General features: G+C 46.0%; 2 protein-coding genes. Both read left to right on the top strand.

The window, feature by feature from the left end; all coding sequences use genetic code 11:
* The first annotated feature begins 303 nt into the window (after positions 1–303).
* Positions 304–498 carry a type II toxin-antitoxin system HicB family antitoxin gene (locus ACO4PX_RS10090; protein ID WP_485544097.1) on the top strand — a complete coding sequence of 65 codons (195 nt, stop codon included), beginning with the start codon at positions 304–306 and terminating at the stop codon, positions 496–498.
* A gap of 60 nt (positions 499–558) precedes the next feature.
* Positions 559–1,839, top strand: coding sequence for a GTPase HflX (gene hflX, locus ACO4PX_RS10085; RefSeq protein WP_485572577.1), 1,281 nt, complete (start codon positions 559–561; stop codon positions 1,837–1,839).
* Positions 1,840–1,902 lie beyond the last annotated feature (63 nt).

The raw sequence follows: 1,902 nt of genomic DNA, 5'->3' as shown, positions 1-1,902 counted from the left end.
TGTCGCTTCACTTCATTGATTAATACAGTTCTTCTCTCCACAGGTTTTCAGCAAGTAACGGGCTCAGATTGCCCCCCTTATAACCCCATACTGCATTATTCGCTTCACTTATTGATTTTTACAGTTCTTCACTTGCCGGATTTCGCAAGTATAGGGCTCAGACTACCTACCTTACAGACCTATAGCCCGGGGCAAATACATAACATTGATTTATATCCTTTTATATTTGCATGATATATGGAACGATGATAAGTTTTATTTATAATGTAAATAATATTTATTTATGCTTCTGTGAGGGTAATTATGAGAGAGTGGGAAATTCAAATATACTGGTCGGAAGAAGATAAGCTTTATATCGCAGAAATTCCGGAGCTAAAAGGATTTTTTGCAGACGGAAAGACCAGGTCGGAAGCTATACAGAATGCTGAAATAGTTTTAGCGGAGTGGTTGGAAGTAGCAAGGGAGGAAGGCATCCCTATACCAAAGGTAAAAAAATAAAGCAGTTTTCCGTAAAAGAGAAAAACGGAGCTATATCAGAGTAGAGGATAAAGGAGTTTTATGCAAAGTAATCAAATTCAAAATAAAAAAGCGGTTCTGGTGGGTGTGGAATTTCCGGAGAACAGAGACTTTTCTCTGGATATGGAGGAGCTCTTCGGCCTTTGTCAGGCCTTGTCCATTGAATGCTGCACCAGCATCAGCCAAAGCCTGGCCAGAGAGGATAGCGCCACCTTTATCGGTTCCGGAAAGGTGGAGGAGGTAAGAGCCGCCGTGCTCTTCCATGAGGCGGATCTGGTCATTTTCCAAAATGCCCTCTCCCCCTCCCAGCTCCATAACCTGTCCAAGGCTCTATCTGTGGAGGTTTTGGACAGAACCCAGGTGATTTTACAAATCTTTGCGGAGCGGGCCAGAAGCAAGGAAGCGAAGATGCAGGTGCAATATGCCACCCTTCAATATATGCTGCCCAGGCTTGTGGGACTTCGGGAAAATCTCTCCCGCCAGGGCGGAAGCGGCGGTGCCGGCCTTTCCAACCGTGGTGCGGGAGAAAAGAAGATTGAGCTGGATAAGCGAAAGATTCAGGAGGAAATGGCCTTTCTGCGAAGAGAATGTAAGAAGCAGGAGGAAGTGCGCCGGGTAAAACGGCAAAAAAGAGAGAAGTCCAATATTCCAAGAATCGCTCTGGTGGGCTACACCAATGCGGGAAAGTCCAGTCTTATGAATGCCATTTTGGATTGGAGTAAGGAAGGCCAGAAGGAAAAGGTGGAAGAAAAAGATATGCTTTTTGCCACTCTGGATACCACCATTCGCCATGTGAAGGGGGAACGGGGAGAGGAATTCCTTTTTGCCGATACGGTAGGCTTTATTCGAGACCTGCCTCCCAAACTTTTGGATGCCTTCCACAGTACTCTGGAAGAGGCCATTGAAGCGGATTTGATTTTGCAGGTGGTAGACTATTCCGATCCCAATTATCAAAAGCACATGGACAGCACACTGGCTACCCTGAAAAAGCTGGAAGCAAGCCACATCCCCATGCTCTATGTGATGAATAAATGCGACAAGGTTCTTCCCCTGTCGGAGCTTCCCAAGAAGAGAGGAGACAAGCTCTATATCTCCGTTAAAGAGGGGATAGGAATTTCCGAACTTATGGAAGCGGTAAGCGAGAAAGCCTCTGCCAATCTCCGCCCCCTGTCCATCCTGCTTCCCTACAGCGAAGCGGCTTGGGAAAACAGTATTCGGAAAGAAGGGAAAATCCTCTCCCTATCCTATGAGGAAGAAGGAATTCAAATGGAACTCCGCCTACCGGAGGCCTTGTACGCAAAACTCCAAAGGTTCTCTGTTTAAGTATCTTTCGATATGGATAAATGAGGAGAGAAGGACTGTAACAATCAATGAAGTGAAGCGACT

The sequence above is a fragment of the Oribacterium sp. genome (assembly GCF_057249185.1).
This window is presented reverse-complemented; position numbering and strand designations above follow the sequence as displayed.

Bases quoted from the DNA above. Each gene is read 5' to 3' on its own strand.
- ACO4PX_RS10090 (WP_485544097.1), top strand. From the start codon at position 304: ATGAGAGAGTGGGAAATTCAAATATACTGGTCGGAAGAAGATAAGCTT.
- hflX (WP_485572577.1), top strand. From the start codon at position 559: ATGCAAAGTAATCAAATTCAAAATAAAAAAGCGGTTCTGGTGGGTGTG.